This window comes from Nocardia cyriacigeorgica, from assembly GCF_029868385.1.
Taxonomy (GTDB): domain Bacteria; phylum Actinomycetota; class Actinomycetes; order Mycobacteriales; family Mycobacteriaceae; genus Nocardia; species Nocardia cyriacigeorgica_F.
The window spans coordinates 111,962-134,531 of record NZ_JARWNX010000059.1; the positions used below are offsets into that span (position 1 = coordinate 111,962).

Here is a 22,570-nt window from a genome sequence, read left to right on the forward strand (position 1 = left end):
AGGCTGGCCGGTGCGGCCATGGTGGCCGCGGCCGTATTCGCGACGAGTGCCTGCGGTGACGATGCCGAACCGGTGCCGAGTGGCCCGGTGGATCTCAGCACGGTGACCCTGAAGGTCGGTGATCAGAAGGCGATCTCCATCGAGGTGCTGCTGCGGGCATCGGGTCAGCTGGAGAATCTGCCGTACAAGATCGAATTCTCCACCTTCACCGCCGGTCCGCCGCTGATCGAGGCGGTGGGCGCGGGCGGGATCGATCTGGCGCAGACCGGGAACACCCCGGTGATCTTCGGTGCGGCAGCCAATGCCGATATCAAGATCATCGGTGCGCTCGCGGCGACCGGTAAGGGCGATGCGATCCTCGTCGGCAAGGATTCCGCGATCGGTTCGGCCGCCGAACTGAAAGGTAAGAAGGTCGCGGTGACCAAGGGCAGTTCGGCCAATGCCAACCTGCTGCTGCAACTCCAGAAGGCGGGCCTCGGCCTCGACGATGTCGAACCGGTCTACCTCGCACCCGCCGACGGATACGCCGCGCTGACCCGCGGTGATGTCGACGCTTGGGCGGTCTGGGACCCGTACACCGCCATCGCGGAGAACGAGGTCGGCGCCAAAACCATCGCCACCGCCGACCAGGCCGCGAACGGTTACAACTTCTGGGTCGCCTCGAACGCAGCGGTCGGCGACGCCGGAAAGTCGGCGGCCATCAGCGATTTCTTGACCCGCTACGCGGCCGCGACCACCTGGTCATCGGACAACCTCGACCTGTGGTCGACCAAATACGCCGAACTGACCGCGATCCCCGTCGACGCCTCCCGCACCACCTGGACCCGCTCGATCAAGGAACCGATCCCGCTCGACGACAAGGTCGTCGCCTCCGAACAGGAGATCGCCGACGCCTTCACCGAGGCGGGCGCGATTCCGGGCAAGGTGACATTCAGCGATTTCGTCGACAAGCGCTTCGACCAGCAGTAGCGAGCACATCCGGCGGTGGCAGCCGAGGCCGCCACCGCCGGAATCGGCCGCCTAGGACACGACCGGCAGATACACCTGCTTACCCGCGCCGGTGAACTCGGCGGACTTCTCCGCCATCCCCGCTTCGATGGCCTCCACATCGGTGAGACCCTGCTTCTGTGCGTACTCGCGCACATCGGCCGAGATCCGCATAGAGCAGAACTTCGGACCGCACATGGAGCAGAAGTGCGCGGTCTTGGCCGGTTCGGCGGGCAGGGTCTCGTCGTGGTACTCGCGGGCGGTATCGGGATCCAGCGACAGGTTGAACTGGTCCACCCAGCGGAATTCGAAACGCGCCTTGGACAATTCGTCATCGCGCTGCTGCGCGCGCGGATGCCCCTTGGCCAGATCGGCGGAATGCGCGGCGATCTTGTAGGTGATCACACCGACCTTCACGTCATCGCGGTTGGGCAGGCCGAGATGTTCCTTCGGCGTGACGTAGCACAGCATCGCGGTACCGGCCTGAGCGATGATCGCCGCGCCGATGGCCGAGGTGATGTGGTCGTAGGCGGGCGCGATATCGGTGGCCAACGGGCCGAGGGTGTAGAACGGCGCCTCCTCGCACAGCTCCTCCTCCAGCCGCACGTTCTCCACGATCTTGTGCATCGGCACATGGCCGGGGCCCTCGATCATCACCTGCACGCCATGCGATTTCGCGATCTTGGTGAGTTCGCCGAGGGTGCGCAGCTCGGCGAACTGGGCCTCGTCGTTGGCGTCGGCGATGGAACCGGGGCGAAGACCGTCACCGAGGGAGAAGGTGACGTCGTAGCGCGCGAGGATCTCGCACAATTCCTCGAAGTGGGTGTAGAGGAACGATTCCTGATGATGTGCCAGACACCATGCCGCCATGATGGAGCCACCACGCGAGACGATGCCGGTGACCCGCTTGGCCGTCAGCGGCACATAGCGCAACAGCACGCCCGCGTGCACCGTCATGTAGTCGACGCCCTGCTCGCACTGTTCGATGACGGTGTCGCGGTAGATCTCCCAGGTCAGCTGGGTCGGATCACCGTTCACCTTCTCCAGCGCCTGATAGATCGGCACGGTGCCGACCGGGACCGGCGAGTTGCGCATGATCCATTCGCGCGTCTCGTGGATGTTCTTGCCGGTGGACAGGTCCATGATGGTGTCGGCGCCCCAGCGGGTGGCCCACACCATCTTCTCCACCTCCTCCGCGATCGAGGAGGACACGGCCGAATTGCCGATATTGGCATTGATCTTCACCGCGAACTTCTTGCCGATGATCATCGGTTCGCATTCGGGGTGGCGATGGTTGGCGGGGATCACCGCGCGGCCCGCGGCGACCTCGTCACGCACCAGTTCGGGCGAAACGCCTTCGCGCGCGGCGATATAGCGCATCTCGGCGGTGATGATGCCCGCCCGCGCCCAGGCCAGCTGGGTGCGCGGCCCGCCGATCTCGGGCTTGCCCCATTCGTCGCGCAGTTTGGGCAGACCCGCTTCGAGGTCGATGGTGGCGGTGTCGTCGGTGTACGGCCCCGAGGTGTCGTAGACGTCGAAGTGTGCGCCGGTGGTCAGGTTGATCCGGCGCACCGGGATGCGCAAGGTCAAACCGTCGGCGTCGACGTGTTCGTAGTGTTTGACACTGCCCTGGATCGGCCCGGTGGTCACCGTGTCGACACCCGCGGTGGTCGCGGAACGGCCAGTGGAACCCATAATTTCCTCCCTACGCCGGCATTACCCGGTCAGGTTCATACGGTCGACGGCCCTGATCGCCTTTCGGCTAGCCGTCCTCTCAGCCCGCTGGTGCGAGCCCCCGTTGGCGTGATGTACCGGCCCGACCATACCCGCCCCGGCAACGCCCGAAGCAGACCGGCCAACAGCGCCCGGCGGTCTCGACGCACCGCCGGGTGCTCCGCGCCGCGGCGCGAGGTCAGCCGTTCGCGTAGGCGTCGCGCATCACCTGCACGTCGATCTTCTTCATCTTCAACATGGCGGCGGTGGCTCGGTCGACCGCTGCCGGATCGCCGACCAGCAGCTCATCGGCCTCGGCTGGCCAGACCTGCCAGGGGACGCCGTATTTGTCGAACAGCCAACCGCAATCGATCTCCTTGCCGCCGTCGGCGAGCAGGGCCGCCCAGAGCCGGTCGACCTCGTCCTGGCTGTCGCAGTTGATCAGCAGTGACATGGCGTGGGTGTAGCTGTACTCACCTCCGCCGTTGATGCCGGTGAAGCGTTGACCAGCGAGTTCGAAGTCCACGGTCATCACAGCTCCCGCCTCGCCCATCCCGGATTCGGTGAAGCGCAGGACTCGGATGATCGTGGAATCCGGGAACAACGAACAGTAGAACTCGGCGGCCTCCTCGGCCTGCGTGTCGTACCAGAGATTGGTGACGATCTTCTGCATGATTGTCCTCCCGATCGGATGGGCTGGCCTTGTATATGCAGACTGCGCTTTCCGACGAAATTCATCGCGGTTTTTCGTGGAACCGAGCTGTGGAGCCGGACCGCTCGGTGACCGATCGGCAGCGGCCGCGGTATCGGCTCGACACTGTTCGCGGTGCGGCTGCGCCTCGACCGGTTGCTCGGCTCGGCGCAATTCCCATACGGGGGAGGTCAGTGATCGCGCGCCGGAAGGATCCGGCCGGTGACCTCGCCGAGGCCGATGCGGGCGCCCGCATTGCCCGGCGCGGTAGCGGTGATCGTGACTTCGTCGCCGTCGAGGAGAAAGGTGCGCTCGGCGTCGCCCACCGGGACGGGTTCCGCGCCGCCCCAGGACAGCTCCATGAATGATCCGCGCTGGTCGGCGGCCGGGCCGGAGATGGTGCCGGAGGCGTAGAGATCGCCGGAGCGGGTGGCGGCGCCGTTGACGGTCAGATGCGCCAGCATCTGCGCCGGTGACCAGTACATCCCCGAGTACGGCGGATGGGCCACCGGAACACCGTTCCAGCGCACGCACAGCTCGATATCCAGCCCCCAGTGCTGCTGTTCGCGCAGATAGGGCAGGGGCAACGGATCTTGTGGCTGGACCGGGATCCTGGCCGATTCCAGCGCTGCCAGCGGGGTGATCCATGCTCCCATCGAGGTGGCGAACGATTTGCCGAGGAATGGGCCGAGCGGCTGATATTCCCAGGCCTGGATATCGCGGGCCGACCAGTCATTGATCAACGCGACGCCGAACACGTGATCGGCGAATTCCGCGGTGTCGATCGCACTGCCGAGTTCGGAGCCGATACCGATGACGAAGCCGAGTTCGGCCTCGATGTCCAGCCGTCGCGAGGGTCCGAAATCCGGTGTGCCGGAATCGGTTCGCCGCTGTCCGCACGGTCGAACGATATCGGTGCCCGACACCACCACTGTGCCCGCGCGACCGTGATACCCGACCGGAAGGTGACGCCAATTCGGTAGCAGCGGCTCCGACCCTGGACGCAGGAGCTTTCCCAGATTCGTCGCGTGATCGATGCTCGCGTAGAAATCGACATAATCGCCGATTCGCACCGGCAGGGCCAGGTGCACCGCCGCGAGCGGAAAGATCGCGTCGGCGGAGAGACCGTCGTAGACCAGTTCACGTACCCGCTCACGCACCTGCGCCCAACGCCATGGACCCTGGGCCAGAAAAGAATTGAGATTCGGCCTGGCGAATACCGAATCGTCGAGCGCCGTGGCGAGGTCGATGACATGCTCACCGACTCGTACGCCGACGCGATAGTCGTCGCCGCCGGGTGCGAACACGCCGTACGGCAGATGCTCCGGCCCGAACAGCGAATCCTGCGGGACCTCGATTCGCGTCTTCACCGCGGTCCCCGTCCGGACCAGGTCCACGCGTAGTCGGGGTCTTCGCAGGCCAACGCGCCCTCGCCCAACTCGAGCGGGCGGAAGGTGTCGACCATGACGGCCAGCTCGTCGAAGGATTCCGCCCCGATGCTCGCCTCGTACGCCCCCGGCTGCGGTCCGTGCGCGTAGCCGCCGGGATGTACCGAGATCGATCCCTGCCCGATCCCCGAACCGCGCCTGGCCTCGTAATTCCCGCCGCAGTAGAACATGATCTCGTCGGAATCGACATTGGAGTGGTAGTAGGGCACCGGAATCGACAGCGGGTGATAGTCCACCTTGCGCGGAACGAAATTGCAGACCACGAAATTGATGCCCTCGAACGCCTGATGCACCGGTGGTGGTTGGTGGACCCGCCCGGTGATCGGTTCGAAATCGCCGATATTGAAGGTGAACGGATACAGACAGCCGTCCCAGCCGATCACATCGAACGGATGCGTCGCGTACACCATTCGGGTGCCCGCGATCTGTCCGCCGGGTCGGTGCTTGACCAGCACCTCGACTTCCGTGCCGGCGGTGAGCAGCGGTTCGCCGGGTCCGTGCAGATCGCGCTCGCAGTACGGCGAATTCTCCAGCAGCTGTCCGAATTTCGACAGGTACCGTTTGGGCGGGGTGATGTGGCTGGAGGCTTCGATCGCATAGGCGCGCAACGGGTCGGGGCCGATGGGCAGCCAGCGATGGGTGGTGGCCCGTGGGATCAGCACGTGATCGCCCTGCCGGACGGGCAGCGCGCCGAATACCGTCTCCACCACCGCGCCACCGGATTCCACGTACACCAGTTCGTCGCCGATGGCATTGCGGTACAGCGGTGATGCCGCACCGGCGACGACGTAGGACAACCGCACATCGGTATTCGCGAGTAGCAGCCGTCGTCCGGTGACCGCATCCGTACCGGCCCAGCTGTCACCGGGGAACAGTTCGTGTAATCGCAGATGCCGATGGCGCAGTGGATGATTGGGGGTCGTCGACTGATCGGGCAGCTCCCACACCGTCGCGTCGATGATCGCCGGTGGTAGACCGCGGTGATATAGCAGCGACGAATCGCCGGAGAAGCCCTCCTCGCCCATGAGTTCCTCGTAGAACAGGCGCCCCTGCTCATCGCGATGCTGGGTGTGCCGCTTCGGCGGCACCGATCCCACCTGTCGATAGAAAGCCATGACCACACCTCCCGCCGAACGGACGGACAGCCTGACCCATCGTATGCCGCGACTGTTGTCGGCGGGGCCGCTCGCGGCGCGATATTCCGCGCACCGCGTAATCGAGCGTGCTCGGCTCAGGCGTTGCGCAGCGCGCGGTAGACCGCGGCGCCGACGAACGCGCCCAACTCGTCCGGCGTCCACTCGCCGGTCCCGGCGAGCAGGCTCCGCACCGCGCCTTCCCCGGCCGAGATCCACTGCTCGACCAGCACCGGAAGTTTGCGATCGGCATCTTCGGTGCCCCAGGCCCGCAGGGTGGGGCGCAGCAGCCGGGTGCATCGTTCGACGACGAGACCGCGGCCGCGTCCGAACGAATCGGCCACCGCGGGGTCCGGATTGCCGTAGAGCAGCAGCCAGGAATCCGGCCGCGCGGCCACCACCTCGAGCAGGGCCCGGAACCCTTCGACGAACACCGGCTCACCGGCGTCGACCGCACGTTTGCGCAATGCGCCGAGGACTCCGCCGATCACGTACGACTCCTCGCGCCGGATCAGTTCTTCGATCAGGGCGACCCGGTCGGGGAAGCACGCGTACACCACCGGCCGTGTGACGCTCATCCGTTCGGCGATCGCCGCGACGGTCACCGCCGCGATGCCCTGTTCGATCGCAATCGCCAGCGCGGCGTCGAGCACCTGCGGCCGGCGGCGTTCCGGGCCGAGATGCTGTGCCCGTCGTCGCGGCCGCACAGCCGATTCGGTGCTCATGGAATTCACGATATCAGCGGAGTCGTGGGCGTTGTCGCTGGTCTTGCGGGTGCCACCAGCAGTTCCTACGCTAATGAATAATAATGCTACATTCCTGTAGGAAATTGCCTCCGGCTGTGCGCCGGACCGCCGACCCGGCCCGAGGAGAATTGACATGACACGCCAGACCGGCCCCCTGTTCAACCCGAAGACCTGCGAATTCGCGGAGTTCGACGCGACAACCCGACGTCTGCTGCGCGCCGTCGTCGACTGGTTCGAATCACGTGGCAAGGCCGTGCTGAAGCAGGAGGATCGCGACCGGATCTGGTATTCGGAGTTTCTCGACTTCGTCAAACGCGAGCGGGTGTTCGCCACCTTCTTGACCCCGGCTGCCGAGGCCGACGGCGACCCGGGCAAACGCTGGGACACCGCGCGGATCGCGATGATGAGCCAGATCCTCGGCTTCTACAGCATGCAGTACTGGTACGTCTGGCAGGTCACCATCCTCGGCCTCGGACCGATTTGGCAGAGCGATAACGCCGCCGCCAAACGACGCGCCGCGGCACTGCTCGACTCGGGGGAGATCTTCGCCTTCGGGCTCTCGGAGAAGGAGCACGGCGCCGACGTCTACTCCACCGATATGGTGCTCGAGCCGACCGGCGACGGCGGTTTCCTGGCGACCGGCGGCAAGCATTACATCGGCAACGGTAATGCGGCCGCGATGGTGTCGGTCTTCGGCCGCCGCGCCGACAAACCGATCATCGACAGCTCGAAGGCACTGCGGGACAAGCCGACTCAGGACGACTACGAGGGTTATCTGTTCTTCGTCGCCGACAGCGGGCACGAAAACTACCGGTTGCGCGGCAATGTGGTCGACGGCCAGATGTATGTGGCCGCCTTCGATCTGGAGCAGTACCCGGTGGGCGAGCAGGACATTCTGCATCGTGGTGAGGCCGCATTCCATGCCGCGATGAACACCGTCAACGTCGGCAAGTTCAACCTCGGCTTCGGCGCGATCGGCGCCTGCGAGCACGCTTTCTACGAGGCCATCCGGCATGCCGACAACCGCGTCCTGTTCGGCCACCGGGTGACTGAATTCCCCCAGGTGCAGGCACTGGTGACCGATTCGTACGCGCGGCTGATCGCGATGAAGCTCTACAGTGCGCGCGCCATCGACTACCTGCGTTCGGCATCGCCGCGGGACCGCCGCTATCTGCTGTTCAATGCCATCGAGAAGATGACGGTCACCCGGCAGGGACAGCGCATCATCGAAGACCTGGCCGATGTGATCGCGGCCCGCGGCTTCGAGAAGGACATGTACTTCCCGATGGCGATGCTCGGCCTCTTCGGTCTGCCGCGGTTGGAAGGCACCGTGCACGTGAACATGGCGCTGTCGCTGAAGTTCATGGCCGGGTACATGTTCCATCCATCCGACGCCGGTCTGGCCGCGCTGCGCTATCTGCCCGGTGCGGGCGGTGCGCCCAAGGGCGCCGTTCGCGCGGTCTCGGGTGCGCTGAGCTGGTCGAGCAGGCGTCTGTCCCCGCGCGCGGCCGCCGCTGTGCCCGCACTCGGCGCCCAGCTGCGCGCGGCCGACCACGCACCGGTGCCGACCCGCCGCGACGCCGCCGACGACGAGTTCCTGTTCCGACAGGGCCCGAGCAGTGGGCTCGGACGGATCCGATTCGGCGATTGGCGACCGATCTTCGAGCGCTTCGCCCACGTACCGAACGTTGCGGTGTTCCTCGAACAGATCCGCGCATTCCAATCCTTGCTCGTCGCGGCCGGGCCGACGGCGCAGCAGCAGCGCGATGTCGATTTTCTCTTCGCATTCGGCGAACTGTTCACCGCGGTGCCCTACGCCCAGCTGGTGCTCGAGCAGGCCGAGATCGACGGCACCGACGCGGCCGTACTCGACCAGATCTTCGACCTGTTCGTCCGCCAGTTCTCCACGCACGCGCTCACCCTGCACAACAAACCCACCGCGACCACCGCCCAGCAGCACCGTGCCCTCGACCTGATCCGCCGCCCGGTCGCCGACCGCACCCGCTTCGAACGCGTGCTAGGGCAGGCCCGTGCACTGTCGGACGCGTACGAGATGAATCCCTGACCGACCTTTCGATCCGGCGCTGACTGTCGCCGTCCGGGGCGGAAACGTCCTGTTCGGGAGGGTCGCCAGCCTGTATCTTTGTGCCATGACCGCAGTGCACGAGTCGCTCATGACAACCGAGGAGTTCGAGGAACTCGCTCGGTTGGCCGAGCGTGTCTCGGAGGGTGTTCGGTTGGAGTACATCGAGGGGAAACTGGGGGCGAAGGCAGTGCCGGATGGTGATCACGGACGGATCATCCAGTGGTTGATTCGAATCTTCATTGCACTGCGTCCCGAGCTATTTCTGTGGACCGAGCAGGGGTTGAAGGTCCGTGGCTATCGGTCCGGCCGCGCGCGGCCCGATGGCGTCCTCGCAGACGCCGAGGCGTTCGTCGGGTGCGGTGAATGGGCCGATCCGGAACCGGTGCTGATGGCTGTGGAAGTCACCTCACACGATCAGGACACCGATCGTCGAGATCGCGACGAAAAACCGCGTGCGTACGCTGAATCGAGTATTCCGGTGTACCTGCTGATCGATCGTCAATCGTGCGAGTTGACCGTGCACAGCGAGCCCATCGATGGCCGGTACGAGCGACGGCTGACGGTGCCGTTCGGTAGTTCGGTCCGGATTCCGTCGCCGGTGGATGTCACGCTCGACACCGAGCCGCTGAAGGTGTGGGTCTCGTAGTCGGCGTAATGCTCAGTCGGTGAACTCCGCGATCACCGGGGCGTGATCGCTGGCGCCCTTGCCCTTGCGTTCCTCGCGGTCGACGACGGCGTCGGTGGCGGTCGATGCGAGGGCGGGGGAGGCCAGGAGGAAATCGATGCGCATGCCCTCTTTGCGGGGGAAGCGCAGCTGGGTGTAGTCCCAGTAGGTGTAGACGCCGGGGCCGGGGGCGAAGGGGCGCATGACGTCGGCGAAGCCGGTGTCGAGGACGGCGGTGAAGGCGTCGCGTTCGGGCTGGGAGGTGTGGGTTTTGCCGGCGAAGAATTCGGGCGACCAGACGTCGTCGTCGGTGGGTGCGATATTCCAGTCGCCGACCAGTGCGATCTTGGCCTGCGGGTCTTCGGTGAGCCAGCGGGCGGCGTTGTCGCGCAGTGCGGCCAGCCACTCCAGTTTGTAGGTGTAGTGCGGATCGTCGAGGGCGCGGCCATTGGGTACGTACAGGCTCCACACCCGCACCCCGCCGCAGGTGGCGCCGATGGCGCGCGATTCGACCACCGGGGTGGCGATCAACGATTCGCCCGCGTTCTTGTCGAAGCCGGGCTGATCCGGGAACGCCAGCTCAACATCGGCCAGACCGACCCTGGAGGCGATGGCCACACCGTTCCACTGGTTGACGCCCAGGTGCGCCACCTCATAGCCGAGTTCGTCGAACCGTTCGAATGGGAACTGGTCGTCGCGGCATTTGGTTTCCTGGATGGCCAGCACATCGATGTCCTGGCGGTCGAGGAAGGCCGCGACCCGGTCCATCCGGGAGCGAATCGAGTTGACGTTCCAGGTCGCGAGGCGCACGGGGTTCCTTGTCGAAGAGAGTGGAGCGAACGGTCTGATCCCGTTCTACCGCACCACCGGGATACGGGGTCCGGGGGCGGCGTAGCGGTAATGGTGGTGGTCGAGGAAACCGAGTCCGCGATACAGCGCGAGCGCACCGGAATTATCGGTTTCGACCTGCACATATGCATGGGTGGCTCCCCGGTCGCGGCCCCAGCGGATCAGCTCGGCGCAGACCAGTGCGGCAAGTCCGTGCCGTCGATGCTGCTCCTCGGTGGTTACGCAGGTCAGTCCGATCCAGCGCAGCCCGTCGGGCGCGGTGGTGAGCGCGCCGCGGCCGATCGCGATGGGCGCGGGCACACCGAGTGAGGCGAAGCCGAGTTCGCCGTCGCGCACCGAGGTCAGCACGTCCACCTCGGGTATGGGGGCGGGCGGATCCGAAGGTTCGGCGCCCCGATGACGATGCAGCTCCAGCCATGCCGCATCGGGGGCCGGTGCGATGCGCACCATCGACGGACCGCGCGGCAGCACGAAATTGTCCAGGTCGATCCCGAGCACCGCCGTCTCACCCCAGGTGTGCCAGCCCGAGGGCGGCGGCGCCAACCGATCCGGCAGCAGCAACCGCAACGGCAGGCCGCGTGCGGTCATCCACGCCTCGATCCGATGCAGCGCATCCGCGGAGACGAGTGCGGGTCCATCCGAATTGCCCAGCGGCACGGCGGAGTTCGCGCGATTGGTGTAGCCGTGCCCGGCGCGCACCAACCAGCCGTCGATCCAGGCGTGTTCGGCGCCGGGCCAGCCATCGGCCGCCGCCGCTTCCACCGCGCGGATCTCGCTGGTGCGAATCGGCCTCGGCCCCAATGCTTTCAATGCCACCACGCGGTCGGCGGAGACCGAGACCACCTGGCCGTCGGCGCCGCGCACGGTCGGCGGATCGAGGGAGACCAGTTCGCCGATCACATCCGTCATCGGCTGTGGATAGCCCTCGGGCAGCAGATAACGCAGCACCACCCGGCGACCGAGCGGAATATCGGCGGAATCAGTCATGCCCGAACGGATCCGGCACGGTGCCGGGCACCCAGCTCAAACCCGGTACGCCCCAGCCGCTGCGCTTGATGGCCTTCTTCGCGGCGCGGGCATTGCGGCCGACCAGCACATCGACGTAGAGGAAGCCGTCGAGATGGCCGACCTCGTGTTGCAGCATCCGGGCGAAGAAGCCCTTGCCCTCGATCTCCACCGGTTCGCCGTGCTCGTCGACGCCGGTGACCTTGGCCCAGTCGGCGCGGCCGGTGGGGAACTGCTCACCGGGGACCGACAGGCAGCCCTCCTCATCGTCATCGGGATCGGGCATGGTCTCGGGGATCTCGGAGGTCTCGAGCACCGGATTGATCACCGCGCCGCGGCGACGGGTGACCGTGCCATCAGCGGCCTGATCCGGGCAGTCGTAGACGAACATCCGCAGCGGCTTCCCCACCTGGTTCGCCGCGAGACCCACACCATTGGCGGCGTCGAGCGTCTCGTACATGTCCGCGATCAGCCCGGCCAGCTCCTCCGGCGACTGAGTCACCCGTTCGGTCGGATTGTGCAGAACGGGATCGCCGACGATCACGATAGGGAGGATTGCCATGGGCACAATTTTGCCGCGTCGACGTCAGGCGGCGCGCGCCGCCCCTCGGCGGACGTTTTTCCGGGTGGCCGACGGTGGCCGGACCGTCCATGCGACACGTAACCGCTGGTACCGGACACGCCGGTGGACAGACGGCGCGATCGTGTGTCCCCGTGGTTGAATGATCCGCGACGTACAAGCATCATTTCGTCCGACGGTGACTCGGCGAGGGAGCAAGATGGACGGCGCAGCAGCGCGGGACCTTACCGCAATCCAGGACAGCCCTTCTACGAGCGAAGAGGTCGCGGCCACTCAGCAGGCCGGTGACGACGACGGCCTGAGCCGTCGCGAACACGACATCCTGGCCTTCGAGCGTCAGTGGTGGAAGTACGCGGGGGCCAAAGAAGAAGCCATCCGCGAGCTGTTCTCGATGTCGCCCACCCGGTACTACCAGGTGCTCAATGCCCTCGTGGACCGGCAGGAAGCGCTGGCCGCCGACCCGATGCTGGTCAAACGGCTGCGCCGGCTGCGGGCCAGCAGGCAGAAGGCCCGCGCCGCGCGGCGGCTCGGGTTCCAGGTGTGACGGACTAGGCTCGAACAGGTGAGTTATCCGAAACCCACTCCCGGCGGGATCCCGCTGCGCGCGCTGGCGATGGTGCTGATCGCACTCGCCATCGTTTTCGCCGGTCTTGGCGCGATGTCGCTGTCGAGCGCGGACTCCGACACCGAATCGGCCGAGACCAGTGCGCCGGAGACGACGTCGGTGGCGGCGGCCCCGCAGGCCACCTCCGCGCGGACCACCACCGCCGCACCCACCACGACGGCCGCTCCGACCACCACCACCGGCGCCACATCGACGGTGGATCAGGCGACGCCGATCCGGGTGCTCAACAACAGCCTGGTCGCCGGGCTGGCATCGAAGACGGTGAACCAGCTCGCCGCCAACGGCTGGACCAATGCCTCGGCGGGCAACTACGCGGGCTCGACCATTCCGGCCACCACCGTCTATTACGGCACCGCCACCGGAGACAAGGCGGCGGCCGAAGCCGTCGCTGCCGTTCTCGGTGCGGGCGTCGCGCCGATGATCTCCGGATTGGGCGCCGGTTCCACCGGGGTGGTCGTCGTGGTGACCGGGAACTGACCCGCTCCGACACGGCCCGAGGATCGAGCGACACGGCGGGCGTGGCATCATCTTGACCGATAAAACAACGTGTCCACCCAGCTTTACTCGTAAACTCGGTACTCGTAAAGGAGTTCCCCGATGGCACCGTCCACAACTCGTCGCCCGTCCTGGCGGACCGTGACCCCGGTGCTGGCGATCGCCGTCTTCGGCCTCACCGCCTGCACGAACAGCCAGGAGTCGAGTGACGTCCAGGGAACGACCCCGCCGGTGTGGACGAGTTCACCCGCCCCGGCCGGTACCGAGAGCGGTCACGGCGGTGGCCACGGTGGCAGCACCGGCGGACACGGCGACTCCACGGAAGCCGGTGGCACGAAGGTCGATCTTAAGGATGCCACCGGCACCACGGTCGGCACCGCCGATATCACCGAGGCGGGCAGCCATCTGCGGATCAGCGTCGAGGCCCATGGTCTGCGTCCCGGATTCCACGGTCTGCATATCCACCAGGTGGGCAAGTGTGAGCCCAATTCGATGGCTCCCACCGGCGGTTCGGCCGGTGACTTCCTCTCCGCCGGTGGCCATCTCCAGGTCGGCGCCGCCAATTCGCATCCGGCCAGCGGTGATCTGACCTCGTTGCAGGTCCGCGAGGACGGCAACGCCACCCTCGTCACCACCACCGACAAGGTGACCATGTCCGATATCCGCGGCAAGGCGCTGATCATCCACGCCGACGCCGACAACTTCGGCAACATCCCCGGCCGCTACAACCGCGCCGACGGTGTCGCGGGCCCGGACGAGGCCACCCTCGCGACCGGCGACGCGGGCGGCCGTGTCGCCTGCGGCGTCATCCAGTAGGAGCGTGCCGGCATGGGCGGGGCTGGGATCGAGAGGGTTGTCTTCCACGGTTCGCCCCGCCCGACCATCGGCGTGGAATGGGAGATCGCGCTCGTCGACAAGGTGACCCGCGATCTGTCCAATACCGCTGCGACAGTGTTCGATTCGGTCGGTGATCTGCGTGCCCACGACGGCACGCCGCAGGTGACGAAGGAATTGCTGCGCAATACCGTCGAACTCGTCACCGGTGTGCACGACACCGTCGGCGAGGCGATGGACGATCTGCGCGGCACCATGGACACGGTGCGTCGCGCCGCCGATCCGCTCGGTGTCGACCTGTTCTGCGCGGGCACCCACCCCTTCGCGCAGTGGTCGGCCCAGCAGCTGACCCGCTCACCGCATTACGACGAGCTGATCGAACGCACCCAGTGGTGGGGCAGGCAGATGTTGATCTGGGGCGTGCACGTGCACGTCGGAGTGTCGCATCAGGACAAGGTCTTTCCGATCCTGAACTCGCTGCTGCTGTCGTATCCGCATCTGCTCGCGCTGTCGTCGTCGTCACCGATGTGGTCGGGCGCCGATACCGGCTATGCGAGCAACCGCGCGTTGATGTTCCAGCAGCTGCCCACCGCCGGTCTGCCGTTCCAGTTCGAGAACTGGACCCAGTTCGAGTATTTCGTGCACGACCAGTTCAAAACCGGTGTGTTCGAACAACTCGGCGGTATGCACTGGGATATCCGGCCGGCACCGAAATGGGGCACCATCGAGGTGCGGGTCTGCGACGGTATTTCCACCAGGGCCGAACTGGCCGCGATGGCGGCGTTCATCCACTGTCTGATCGTCGATCTGGACCGGCGGGTGGAAAACGGCGAAGAGTTGCCCACCCTGCCGCCGTGGCATGTGCAGGAGAACAAGTGGCGGGCCGCGCGATATGGCCTCGACGCGATCGTCATCGTCGACGCCGACAGCAATGAGCGTCTCGTCACAGATGATCTGTCCGAGCTATTGAACCGGTTGGAGCCCACCGCGAAGCTGCTCGGCTGTTCCGACGAACTCGCCTCGGTCGCCGAAATTCCCGTTCGCGGCGCCTCCTACCAGCGGCAGCGCAAGGTGGCGGCCGCGGCGCAGGGTGATCTCGTCGCGGTGGTGGACGCGCTGGTCAAGGAACTCGACCAGTGAGCGCGGCGGCTGTCGTCTGCTGACGTTCGGTCGGCCGGGGGACCACGTTCACCTGCCGTTTAACATGGTCGATGTGTTAGTCGAAGACCCGAACTCCAGAGTTGGCGACGCGGACCGATTGTCCGTGCCGCGTACCCGGATTCGAGTCCTCGCCATGGGCGCCGCGATCGCCGCGGTGCCCGCCCTGTTGATCGCCCTCCAAGTGGTGGCGCTGATCCAGGGTTTCGAAGGTCCGCTGGAGAGCCTGTGGCGTGATTTCGCGGGCACACCCAAGTCGATGACGGTGCCGTGGGCGGGGCTGGCGCTGGCGCTGGTCGGGCTGCCGACGCGGCGGCGCTGGATCGCGGCGGGCGCCGCGGTGGCGATCGACGCCGTCTGCGCGGGTGGCCGAATGCTGGCGGGGGACCCGTTCGCGGTGGGCAACGGCCCGGTGATCGTGTTGACCGCGATCGCGGTGCTCGCGCTGGTGCGCTGGGAAGGCGCCGAACGCCGTAACGCCCTGCACGCGGCGGCGCTGGGCGCGCTGCTGATCCTGGCCACCAAGGTCGGCGACGTATGGCTGCATGTCACGATCCTCACCCAGCCGCAGGTGCTCGACGAATACGTCATGCTGGCCGATCACGCCCTCGGCGATCCGGCGTGGGTGATGGGCCGGGTACTGGACACTCTCGGCCCGTCGGTGGAGGCGGTGCTGCACTGGGTCTATATCGAACTGCCCGCCGCGGCGATCGTGGTCGCGGTGTGGCAGCTGCGCGGGGTGGTGTCCACCGGACGCTGGCCGGGGCACTATCTGGTGCGGACGTTTCTGGTGCTCGGGCTGGTGGGTCCGCTGATCTACGTGCTGTTCCCGGTGGTCGGCCCGATGTTCGCCTTCGGCGCCGACGGCGCCGGATTCCAGTTGGGCAACTACTGGCCGCAGGTGGTGCCGCCGGTCGATCGCAATCCGTCGGCGCTGGATTTCGACGGCGTCACTCCGCGCAACTGCATGCCCTCCATGCACACCGCATGGGCGCTCGCGGTGTTCCTGCACACCCGCCGCGCCGCCGACGGCGGTCTCGCACCCCGCTGGCTGCGCTGGGGCGGGATGTTCTGGCTGCTGTGCACGTTGGCGGCGACCCTCGGCTTCGGCTACCACTACGGCGTCGATCTGGTCGCCGGCGCGGTGCTGTGCCTCACCGTGGAGTCGGCGCTGCGCGAACCCGAGCGCGGCTGGGGCTGGTTCCGCATCCGGCTGGTGGCCGGTGGCACGTTGGTGCTGGCCGCCCTGCTGGTGTCCTATCGCTATCTGGCTGTACCGATGGCGGAGTATCCGGTGCTGGCGGGCACCATTGTGCTGGCGCTGCTGGCCGCTGTGGCCGCGGCCTTCCACGGCACCTGGTTCGCCCGCAGGCAGAAGGTGCGCGCGGAGGAGATCGAGCCGGTCGCGGCTTCGGCCGAATAGCAGCCGGTGCTCAGTTGCTCGGCCGCTGATCCAGTTCGTTGCCCAGTTCGTTGACGGCGAGCAGCCCGTCGCGGTGTCGCTGTTCGCGGTAGGCGGTGCGGCCGATCAGATGCGCGATCACCGGAGCGGTCAGCAGGGTGAACAGGCCGACCAGGATCAACATCCAGGCGTCCGGGCTGTCGTAGACCCGGATGATGGTGCCGCCCAGCACCAGGTTCAGGCCGATGACCTGTGGTTTGGTGGCGGCATGCATGCGCATGAGGGTGTCGGGAAACCGGACGATGCCGATGGCTGCGGTGAACGCCAGCGCCGCACCGAGCACGATGAGGATGCCGGAGATCCAATCGAGGACAGTGCTCATCGGTCGTCCTGCACTCGGAATCGGGACACCGCGGCCGAGCCGAGGAACCCGACCAGCGCCAATGCGACGATGGCGGGCACCACCGTGGTGTCACGGCTGTAGGCGGCCCAGACGGCGAGCCCGCAGATGGCCATCGCGACCAGCGAATCGATGCCGACCACACGATCGAGGGTGCTCGGCCCGGCCAGGGTGCGGTAGGCGGTGATCAGCGCGGCCGCCACCAGCAGGACGGCGGCCGTCACGGCGACGACGATCATGACTTCACCTCCGAGGTGGGGCGCGGTGCGGCGGGCCGCTGGAAGGTGGCGATCAGCAGCCGCTCCAACTGCCTGGTGGTGCGATAGAACTTGTCCACCGCCTTATCGCTACCCACATCCATCACGTGCACGTACACCACACAGCGTTCGCGGTCGAGTTCCAGCACCATGGTGCCGGGGATGAGGTTGAGCAGATTGGTGCACAGCACCAGCACCAGATCCGATTTGAAGCTGAAGTACACGCGCAGCACGCCGGAGATGGGCGGCGGGGCGGGGCGGACCGCGAACCAGGCCACCTGCAAACTCGATTCGAGCGCGTAGTACACGCTGACGGCGATCAGTTGCAGCAGTGGCACCGGCCGCACCCATCCGGTGACCGGCACCCGCGGCAGCGGCAGCGTCACCATGATGAGCGCGCCGACCACAAGCCCGGCCACCACATTGGCGACGCTGAGCCTGCCCCACAGCGCCACCCACACCGCGGCCAGCCACAGCAGGATGGCGATCCTGATCACGGTCTCCCGGCTCATCGCGGCTCCGATCCCAGCACGGCGGTGATGTAGACGCCGCGATCGCGTAGGTCGTCGGCCGCCCGGTCGGCGATGTTCAGGATCGGCCCGGCCCAGACCGTGAGCGCGAGACCGACCGCGACCAGCGCGGCGGTGGAGATCACCATCAGCGAGGGCATCCGACCGGGATCGGCGCGCTCGTCGTAGAGCATGTCGGTGGAGTCCTCCACCAGGGTGGGCAGCGTCGCCGCCGCCAGATGACCCTCAGGGGCTTCGGCCCGCGGCCGCCAGAACGCCTTGCTCCACACCCGCGCCACCACGTACAGGGTGAGCAGGCTGGTGACCACCGAACCGCCGACCAGCACCCAGGCCAGCACACTGCCGTTCTGCGCGCCCGCCTGCAACAGGGCCACCTTGCCGACGAAACCGGAGAACGGTGGGATACCACCCAGATTCAGCGCCGGCACCAGGAACAGGATCGCCAGCAGCGGACTCGCCGCGGCGAGCCCGCCGAGCCTGCGCAGCGACGCCGATCCGGCCTGGCGTTCGATCAGGCCGACCACCAGGAACAAGGCCGTCTGCACGAGGATGTGGTGGGCGATGTAGTAGACCGCGCCCGACAAGCCCATCCGGCTGGCGAGCCCGACACCGAACACCATGTAACCGATATGGCTGACCAGCGTGAACGACAACAATCGGCGGATATCGCTCTGCGCGATCGCACCGAGAATGCCGACGAGCATCGTCAACAGACCCGAGATCAGCAGCACATTGTCGAAGCCGCCGTCGGGGAACATCAGCGTGTAGGTGCGGATGATCGAGTACACACCGACCTTGGTCAGCAGACCGGCGAAGACGGCGGTCACCGGCGCGGGCGCGGTGGGGTAGGAGTCCGGCAGCCAGTTCGACAGCGGGAACACCGCGGCCTTGATGCCGAACGCCACCAGCAGCACCGCGTACACCGCATTGCGGACGCCCACCGGCACCTCGTCCATGCGGACCGCGAGCTGGGCCATATTGAGCGTTCCGGTCGCGCCGTAGGCAAGGGCGATGCCGGTCAGGAAGATCAGCGACGACAACATCGAGACCATCACATAGGACACACCCGCCCGGATGCGTTCCTCGGTCGCGCCGAGGGTGAGCAGCACGAACGAGGCGACCAGCAGGATCTCGAAGCCGACGAACAGGTTGAACAGATCGCCCGCGAGGAAGGCCATCGACACGCCCGCGCTCAGCACCAGATAGGTCGGCCAGAAGATCGAGGTCGGCTGCTGGGAGTCGGCGTCACGAATGTTCTGGCCCGCACCGTAGACGGCGACGGCGAGCAGCACGATCGACGACACCAGCTCCATCGCCGCCGCCAGCCGATCCACCACCAGCGTGATGCCGATCGGGGTCTCCCACGCGCCCACCTGGAGCGCGGTCGTACCGTCACGGTCGGCGAGGAACAGCAGCACCGCGCACACCGCCACCGCCGCGGACAGCGCGATCAGCGCGACCATCCGCTGGGTGCGCGGGCGCCGGCCGAAGACCAGGGTGGTGGCCGCGGCCAGCAGCGGGATCAGGACCGGCAGCGGTGTCAGCACCGGCAGCAGGTCGGACGACACGCTCATTCCTCGGGATCCTCCTGCTCGCGCTTGGCCGCGATCCCGACATCCTCCGGGTCGTTCTCGACGTCATCGGTGGTGGTCAGGGTGAAGGAGCGGTAGGCGAGCGCGAGCACGAAAGCGGCGAGGCCCATGGTGATGACGATCGCGGTGAGCACCATGGCCTGGGCCAGCGGATCGGCCATCTCCTCATGGGCGTCATCGGCGGCGCCGCTGATGGGCGGTTTCCCGTCCGCGCCCGCCATGGTGAGGATCAGCAGGTTCACCGCGTTGCCGAACAGGATCATGCCGAGCAGCATCTTCGACACGGCCCGTTCGAGGATCAGGTAGACACCGCATGCCACCAGCACGCCGATGACGATCAGCAGGGTCAGATTCGCACTCACTTGACCGCCTCCCGTACTTCGGCGGGACCGGGCGATTCGGCCAACTCGCGATCGAGGCGCGCGCCGAGGCTGCGCAGCACGTCGAGCACGAGCCCGACCACGATGAGATACACGCCGAGGTCGAAGAACAGCGAGGTCACCAGCTTCACATGGCCGAGCAGCGGTAGCGTCACCTCGAGGATCGCCGAGGACAGCGGCGGTGCACCGAAGATCAGCGAGGTGGTCGCGGTGCCGGCGGCGAGAGTGAGCCCCGCGCCGAGCAGATGCCCGGCCTCCACCGGCAGCGCCTCACCGAGTTCATAGGGTCCGCCCGCCAGATACCGCAGTACCAGGGCCAGTCCGGCGGTGAGTCCACCGGCGAATCCGCCGCCGGGAGCGTTGTGACCGGAGAAGAAGAAGTAGACCGACAGCACCATCATGGTCGGGAACACCAGCCGGGTGGTGATCTGCATGACCATCGACCGTTGGCGCCGGTCGACCAGCCTGCCCGCGGGCAACCAGCTCACCAAGCCGGGCCGGTAGTTCGGTGCGTCCGCGGCGCGTGGCGCGCTGCCGAAACGGCGGCTGCGGAACACCAGCGATGCCACGCCGGTGGCCGCCACGACCAGCACCGAGATCTCGCCGAGGGTGTCCCAGGCGCGGATGTCGACCAGTAGGACGTTCACCGCGTTCTTACCGCCGCCGAATTCGTAGGCCGCGTCCGGGATGCGCTGCCAGATCGGCGTCGTGCTGCGGGCCGCCACCGCGAACGCGCCGAGCACCGTGACGGTGACGCCGACGCAGGCCGCGAGCACCGCGCGCCGGACATTGAACGCGGTGCTGCGCGAGCCGGTGATCTCGGCCGGGAAGGCTCGCAGCACCAGCACGAACACCACCAGCGTGAGGGTTTCCACCAGGAACTGGGTGAGCGCGAGATCGGGTGCGCCGTGCAGCGCGAAGATGACGCCGCAGCCATATCCGGTGACGCCGACGACCAGCACGCTGGCCAGGCGGTTACGCAACACCGTCGCGCCGAGCGCCATGGCCACCATGATCGCGCCGATCGCCAATTGCAGCGGCGAATCCCACAACCGCAGCTCGATGCCGGTTCTGGTGCCGAGGGCCAGCACGACCGACGGCAGGATGATCAGCGTGCAGAGGATGATCGCCTGGCTGACCGGCAGCGAACCACGCTGCACCGAGCCGGTCATCCGCAGCGACAGTTTGTCCATGCCACGCAGGGTGGCGTCGTAGGCGCGGTCGGCGTTGCCGAGTATCGGGCGCGGGGACTCCCCGATCTGTCCGCGGAACCGGAAGATCACCAGGCCGACGGCGATGATCAGGACCGTGAGCGCGAGGACGCCGTTGAAGCCGTGCCACAGCAGTAGATGCGCGTCGAGTACGCCGGGCACCGAACGCGCGTACGGGCTGATCAGCCGGTCGAGGCCCGGCGCGGCCAGGCCCGCGATCAGGCTGGCGGTGGCCAGCAGCGCGGGTGCGCCCAGTAGCAGCGCGCCGGGCCGATGCCACTGCGGTTCGGCGACGCCGGGCTTGTCGCCGAACGCGCCCCACAGGAAGCGGGCGCTGTAGGCGACGGTCAGCATCGAGCCGAGCGCGACCACTCCGGTGAGCAGCAGGCGGGAGGGTTCGGTGAGGATCCCGGCGTGCAGGGTCGCGTCGAGCGCGCTCTCCTTCGCCACGAAGCCGACCATCAGCGGGATACCCGCCATGCTCAACGCGGCCGTCACCGCCACACCGCACAGGACTGGTGCGCGCCGTCCGAGTCCGGTCAGCAACCGCAGATCACGGGTACCAGCGCCATGGTCGACGATGCCGACCACCATGAACAAACATGCCTTGAACAGGGCGTGCGCCACGATCAATGCCACACCGGCCAGCGCCGCGTCCGGCGTGCCGATGCCGACCATGAGGATCAGGAAGCCGAGCTGGCTCACGGTGCCGAAGGCCAACACCAGTTTGAGATCGCTGACCTGGAGCGCACGCACACCGGCGAGCAACATCGATGCACCGCCCAGTACGAGCACGATCGGATGCCAGACCGGATTGGCGGCGAATACCGGCGCCAGCCGGGCAACCAGGTACACACCGGCCTTCACCATGGCCGCGGCGTGCAGATACGCGCTGACCGGGGTGGGCGCGGCCATCGCGCCGGGAAGCCAGAAATGCAGCGGGACGATGGCGGATTTGCTGAGCGCGCCGACCAGGATCAACACCACCGCGACATTCACCGCGAGCCCGCTCGGCGGCTGTTCGGCGGCCAGCAGATCCGACAGCAGATAGCTGCCGTTGACCTGCCCGAGGATGATGATGCCGACCAGCATGGCCAGCCCGCCCGCCGCAGTCACCAGCAGCGCCTGGATGGCGGCCCTTCGGCTCTCGGCGCGTTCGGAATTGTGGCCGACCAGCAGGAAGGACAGGACGGTCGTTGTCTCCCAGAAGACGAACAGCAACACCATGTTGTCACTGGTGACCAGACCGAACATGGCACCGGAGAAGCCCACCATCTGCGCCGCGAACACCCCGAGCCGCGGTTCGGAATCGTCGAAATAGCGTCCGCAGTAGAACAGGATCAGCGATCCGATCCCGAGCACCAGCGCGCACATCACCGCCGCCAGCGAGTCGAAACGCAGGTCGATGTTCATCTCGATGCTCGGCGCCCAGCTGAGCCGGACCTGCTTCGTCTCGTTCCAGTTGGCGAAGACCCAGGCCAGGCAGCCGAGGGGAACGAGGGCAAGAAGATAGAACCCGTTGCGGCCCATCGCCCGAATGCAGAGCGGCGCCAAAAGGGCGGTCAGGGCATGGGCGAGCAGAATTCCGAGCAAGCTTCACTCCGTCGGGTCGGTGCGGCGGGGTGTTTCGATGCCATCCTACGTGGGTAGGTAGTAGGACTTGCGTCCAGGTCCCGGTGCGCTCCGCCATATTCGGCCGAACGCGCTATGTTCCCGCAAATCTTTCGGCCCCGGTGTGGACCGACCCGCGACCGGCCGAACGTCTGTGTCGCGTCCGCGCGAGG

The 22,570-nt window shown here is 66.9% G+C and carries 22 protein-coding genes; 8 read left to right on the forward strand and 14 right to left on the reverse strand.

Annotation, left to right across the window (positions count from 1 at the left end; all coding sequences use genetic code 11):
* The first annotated feature begins 18 nt into the window (after nucleotides 1-18).
* Complete coding sequence (locus QH168_RS20490; protein ID WP_432421144.1) at nucleotides 19-969, forward strand: ABC transporter substrate-binding protein; 951 nt, start codon at nucleotides 19-21, stop codon at nucleotides 967-969.
* 51 nt (nucleotides 970-1,020) lie between these two features.
* Here the strand turns inward: QH168_RS20490 and thiC are convergent, their stop codons facing one another.
* The 5 genes from thiC to QH168_RS20515 form a co-directional block, all read right to left on the reverse strand.
* Entirely contained in the window at nucleotides 1,021-2,682 is a 1,662-nt protein-coding gene (gene thiC / locus QH168_RS20495) for a phosphomethylpyrimidine synthase ThiC (RefSeq protein ID WP_280236363.1), read from the reverse strand.
* A 217-nt stretch (nucleotides 2,683-2,899) separates the two neighbouring features.
* Complete coding sequence (locus tag QH168_RS20500) at nucleotides 2,900-3,373, reverse strand: VOC family protein (RefSeq protein WP_280236364.1); 474 nt, start codon at nucleotides 3,371-3,373, stop codon at nucleotides 2,900-2,902.
* A 209-nt stretch (nucleotides 3,374-3,582) separates the two neighbouring features.
* Complete coding sequence (gene fahA, locus QH168_RS20505) at nucleotides 3,583-4,761, reverse strand: fumarylacetoacetase (RefSeq protein ID WP_280236365.1); 1,179 nt, start codon at nucleotides 4,759-4,761, stop codon at nucleotides 3,583-3,585.
* Entirely contained in the window at nucleotides 4,758-5,954 is a 1,197-nt protein-coding gene (locus QH168_RS20510) for a homogentisate 1,2-dioxygenase (protein WP_280236366.1), read from the reverse strand. Before QH168_RS20510 ends, fahA begins: the two co-directional genes overlap by 4 nt.
* A 116-nt stretch (nucleotides 5,955-6,070) precedes the next feature.
* A complete protein-coding gene (locus tag QH168_RS20515) occupies nucleotides 6,071-6,697 on the reverse strand; it encodes a TetR/AcrR family transcriptional regulator (protein WP_280236367.1) in 627 nt (208 codons plus the stop codon).
* Nucleotides 6,698-6,851: 154 nt separating this feature from the next.
* On the opposite strand from QH168_RS20515, the gene QH168_RS20520 reads away from it, so the two are divergent.
* Nucleotides 6,852-8,783 (forward strand): acyl-CoA dehydrogenase family protein, encoded by a 1,932-nt coding sequence (locus tag QH168_RS20520; protein WP_280236368.1) that lies wholly within the window; start codon nucleotides 6,852-6,854, stop codon nucleotides 8,781-8,783.
* Nucleotides 8,784-8,868: 85 nt separating this feature from the next.
* Nucleotides 8,869-9,450 carry a Uma2 family endonuclease gene (locus QH168_RS20525; protein ID WP_280236369.1) on the forward strand — a complete coding sequence of 194 codons (582 nt, stop codon included), beginning with the start codon at nucleotides 8,869-8,871 and terminating at the stop codon, nucleotides 9,448-9,450.
* Between the two features lie 12 nt (nucleotides 9,451-9,462).
* On the opposite strand, the gene QH168_RS20530 is transcribed toward QH168_RS20525, so the two are convergent.
* The 3 genes from QH168_RS20530 to QH168_RS20540 are packed head-to-tail and all read right to left on the reverse strand — an operon-like array spanning nucleotide 9,463 to nucleotide 11,884.
* Nucleotides 9,463-10,278: an exodeoxyribonuclease III gene (locus tag QH168_RS20530; RefSeq protein WP_280236370.1), complete on the reverse strand. Its 816-nt coding sequence runs from the start codon at nucleotides 10,276-10,278 to the stop codon at nucleotides 9,463-9,465.
* Between the two features lie 45 nt (nucleotides 10,279-10,323).
* Nucleotides 10,324-11,304 (reverse strand): N-acetylglutamate synthase, CG3035 family, encoded by a 981-nt coding sequence (locus tag QH168_RS20535; RefSeq protein ID WP_280236371.1) that lies wholly within the window; start codon nucleotides 11,302-11,304, stop codon nucleotides 10,324-10,326.
* Nucleotides 11,297-11,884, reverse strand: coding sequence for a peptide deformylase (locus QH168_RS20540; protein ID WP_280236372.1), 588 nt, complete (start codon nucleotides 11,882-11,884; stop codon nucleotides 11,297-11,299). The genes QH168_RS20535 and QH168_RS20540 overlap by 8 nt, the downstream gene beginning before the upstream one ends.
* Nucleotides 11,885-12,101: 217 nt before the next feature.
* Here QH168_RS20540 and QH168_RS20545 point away from each other — a divergent pair, with 217 nt between their 5' ends.
* From QH168_RS20545 to QH168_RS20565, 5 genes are all read left to right on the forward strand, one after another.
* On the forward strand, nucleotides 12,102-12,446 hold the full coding sequence (locus QH168_RS20545) for a DUF3263 domain-containing protein (RefSeq protein WP_280236373.1): 345 nt from the start codon (nucleotides 12,102-12,104) through the stop codon (nucleotides 12,444-12,446).
* Between the two features lie 18 nt (nucleotides 12,447-12,464).
* Nucleotides 12,465-13,004, forward strand: coding sequence for a LytR C-terminal domain-containing protein (locus QH168_RS20550; protein ID WP_280236374.1), 540 nt, complete (start codon nucleotides 12,465-12,467; stop codon nucleotides 13,002-13,004).
* 120 nt (nucleotides 13,005-13,124) lie between these two features.
* Nucleotides 13,125-13,838, forward strand: a complete 714-nt coding sequence (gene sodC / locus QH168_RS20555; RefSeq protein ID WP_280236375.1) for a superoxide dismutase[Cu-Zn] — start codon at nucleotides 13,125-13,127, stop codon at nucleotides 13,836-13,838.
* Nucleotides 13,839-13,850: 12 nt separating this feature from the next.
* Nucleotides 13,851-14,996: a glutamate--cysteine ligase gene (locus QH168_RS20560; RefSeq protein WP_280236376.1), complete on the forward strand. Its 1,146-nt coding sequence runs from the start codon at nucleotides 13,851-13,853 to the stop codon at nucleotides 14,994-14,996.
* 154 nt (nucleotides 14,997-15,150) lie between these two features.
* The gene (locus QH168_RS20565; RefSeq protein ID WP_280236422.1) at nucleotides 15,151-16,437 is read left to right on the forward strand and encodes a phosphatase PAP2 family protein; all 1,287 of its coding nucleotides are present in this window, start codon (nucleotides 15,151-15,153) and stop codon (nucleotides 16,435-16,437) included.
* Nucleotides 16,438-16,447: 10 nt separating this feature from the next.
* On the opposite strand, the gene mnhG is transcribed toward QH168_RS20565, so the two are convergent.
* Genes mnhG through QH168_RS20595 form a run of 6 tightly spaced genes read right to left on the reverse strand, consistent with a single transcriptional unit; the run spans nucleotide 16,448 to nucleotide 22,379 of the window.
* Nucleotides 16,448-16,798, reverse strand: coding sequence for a monovalent cation/H(+) antiporter subunit G (gene mnhG / locus QH168_RS20570; RefSeq protein WP_280236377.1), 351 nt, complete (start codon nucleotides 16,796-16,798; stop codon nucleotides 16,448-16,450).
* Nucleotides 16,795-17,055, reverse strand: coding sequence for a monovalent cation/H+ antiporter complex subunit F (locus QH168_RS20575; protein ID WP_280236378.1), 261 nt, complete (start codon nucleotides 17,053-17,055; stop codon nucleotides 16,795-16,797). The genes mnhG and QH168_RS20575 overlap by 4 nt, the downstream gene beginning before the upstream one ends.
* Nucleotides 17,052-17,585: a Na+/H+ antiporter subunit E gene (locus QH168_RS20580; RefSeq protein ID WP_280236379.1), complete on the reverse strand. Its 534-nt coding sequence runs from the start codon at nucleotides 17,583-17,585 to the stop codon at nucleotides 17,052-17,054. The genes QH168_RS20575 and QH168_RS20580 overlap by 4 nt, the downstream gene beginning before the upstream one ends.
* The gene (locus tag QH168_RS20585) at nucleotides 17,582-19,177 is read right to left on the reverse strand and encodes a Na+/H+ antiporter subunit D (RefSeq protein WP_280236380.1); all 1,596 of its coding nucleotides are present in this window, start codon (nucleotides 19,175-19,177) and stop codon (nucleotides 17,582-17,584) included. The genes QH168_RS20580 and QH168_RS20585 overlap by 4 nt, the downstream gene beginning before the upstream one ends.
* Nucleotides 19,174-19,557: a Na(+)/H(+) antiporter subunit C gene (locus QH168_RS20590; protein ID WP_280236381.1), complete on the reverse strand. Its 384-nt coding sequence runs from the start codon at nucleotides 19,555-19,557 to the stop codon at nucleotides 19,174-19,176. The genes QH168_RS20585 and QH168_RS20590 overlap by 4 nt, the downstream gene beginning before the upstream one ends.
* On the reverse strand, nucleotides 19,554-22,379 hold the full coding sequence (locus QH168_RS20595) for a Na+/H+ antiporter subunit A (protein ID WP_280236382.1): 2,826 nt from the start codon (nucleotides 22,377-22,379) through the stop codon (nucleotides 19,554-19,556). Before QH168_RS20595 ends, QH168_RS20590 begins: the two co-directional genes overlap by 4 nt.
* Nucleotides 22,380-22,570 lie beyond the last annotated feature (191 nt).

Coding starts and splice junctions, on each gene's coding strand:
- QH168_RS20515 (WP_280236367.1), bottom strand. CDS start 6,697: ATGAGCACCGAATCGGCTGTGCGGCCGCGACGACGGGCACAGCATCTC.
- QH168_RS20575 (WP_280236378.1), bottom strand. CDS start 17,055: ATGATCGTCGTCGCCGTGACGGCCGCCGTCCTGCTGGTGGCGGCCGCG.
- QH168_RS20510 (WP_280236366.1), bottom strand. CDS start 5,954: ATGGCTTTCTATCGACAGGTGGGATCGGTGCCGCCGAAGCGGCACACC.
- mnhG (WP_280236377.1), bottom strand. CDS start 16,798: ATGAGCACTGTCCTCGATTGGATCTCCGGCATCCTCATCGTGCTCGGT.
- QH168_RS20535 (WP_280236371.1), bottom strand. CDS start 11,304: ATGACTGATTCCGCCGATATTCCGCTCGGTCGCCGGGTGGTGCTGCGT.
- QH168_RS20545 (WP_280236373.1), top strand. CDS start 12,102: ATGGACGGCGCAGCAGCGCGGGACCTTACCGCAATCCAGGACAGCCCT.
- QH168_RS20540 (WP_280236372.1), bottom strand. CDS start 11,884: ATGGCAATCCTCCCTATCGTGATCGTCGGCGATCCCGTTCTGCACAAT.
- QH168_RS20490 (WP_432421144.1), top strand. CDS start 19: ATGGTGGCCGCGGCCGTATTCGCGACGAGTGCCTGCGGTGACGATGCC.
- QH168_RS20580 (WP_280236379.1), bottom strand. CDS start 17,585: ATGAGCCGGGAGACCGTGATCAGGATCGCCATCCTGCTGTGGCTGGCC.
- sodC (WP_280236375.1), top strand. CDS start 13,125: ATGGCACCGTCCACAACTCGTCGCCCGTCCTGGCGGACCGTGACCCCG.
- QH168_RS20560 (WP_280236376.1), top strand. CDS start 13,851: ATGGGCGGGGCTGGGATCGAGAGGGTTGTCTTCCACGGTTCGCCCCGC.
- thiC (WP_280236363.1), bottom strand. CDS start 2,682: ATGGGTTCCACTGGCCGTTCCGCGACCACCGCGGGTGTCGACACGGTG.
- QH168_RS20520 (WP_280236368.1), top strand. CDS start 6,852: ATGACACGCCAGACCGGCCCCCTGTTCAACCCGAAGACCTGCGAATTC.
- QH168_RS20525 (WP_280236369.1), top strand. CDS start 8,869: ATGACCGCAGTGCACGAGTCGCTCATGACAACCGAGGAGTTCGAGGAA.
- QH168_RS20500 (WP_280236364.1), bottom strand. CDS start 3,373: ATGCAGAAGATCGTCACCAATCTCTGGTACGACACGCAGGCCGAGGAG.
- QH168_RS20565 (WP_280236422.1), top strand. CDS start 15,151: ATGGGCGCCGCGATCGCCGCGGTGCCCGCCCTGTTGATCGCCCTCCAA.
- QH168_RS20585 (WP_280236380.1), bottom strand. CDS start 19,177: ATGAGCGTGTCGTCCGACCTGCTGCCGGTGCTGACACCGCTGCCGGTC.